Genomic DNA, 921 nt, shown 5'->3' with positions numbered 1-921 from the left:
TATCGCTCTTGGATACCGCCTATCTTCTCTTCTAGGTGGCAGTTTAAATAGCCTTAGCGTACCTAACAAATGCGCCCAGTGAATTGGAATGTTACCGGGACTCATTATTGATATTGATGAGAAGTATTGAATCACCGCCATCGAGCAGCTTGAGAAACTGAGTTGATTAGGCCATATTCCTTCGGCTCTCGCTGCTAGGGTCATCAACCTTCGAATTAAATTGTATGCGAGGAGAATCCCCCACAGCTCCTGTCTAACCATATCAGGGCGCTTGCTTCGAAGATGGTATGTGCTATCTAGCATTGTTTGCTTTATTTCTCGATACCCTAACTCTATTTCCCAGCGATGGCTATATAAGTCAACGATTTCGCTACTTGGAAAGCGAAGTCTATCTACCATCGAGGTTAGTATTCGATAGTTTTTACCCTTTATGATTTTACTAACCAATCTTGCTTTAATAACCTCGGGAACATCAGGGAAGTTCTTTTGCGCATGCTTAGTGGTTTTAAGCTCAATTATCAGGTCATTTTTACCAACCTTAGAAACAACTTCGTATTGTAAATCAGGTCTGGCAGGTATTAGCCAATGCCTTTCTTCTCCAGTGCTGTGCCATCGATTTAACAAACCCAGTGAATAGTATCCTTTATCAAACATGGTTAACGAGTGGTTGGGTGTACGCTCAATAAGTCGTTCGGCAAGCTTCATTTCATTCGTCTTATAGCTATCAAACTCACTGCTTATAAGTTGGTGGCTGGTGAGTTCCATATGACAAACCATGCGAATTTGTGGGAAACTTGTATCACCATATTGGTTACTAGCTGATGAGAACGCTTCGCGATTTTCATCTGAGTCGGCCGTACGCCAAACAACACCATCAACCGCTAGCAAATTTAACCCAGCCCAAGTTTCAAACTCTTCGTT

The 921-nt window shown here is 42.3% G+C and carries 1 protein-coding gene; it reads right to left on the bottom strand.

Annotated features, from left to right (window positions below):
* Window positions 1-921, bottom strand: a 921-nt coding sequence (locus CKO50_RS23275; protein WP_141240187.1) for an IS4 family transposase, incomplete at both ends; no start/stop codon positions are given.

Source organism: Pseudoalteromonas sp. HM-SA03, assembly GCF_002289345.1.
Classification (GTDB): Bacteria; Pseudomonadota; Gammaproteobacteria; order Enterobacterales; family Alteromonadaceae; genus Pseudoalteromonas.
Note: the sequence above shows the minus strand (reverse complement) of the source record. Positions and strands in the feature narration are given on the sequence as shown.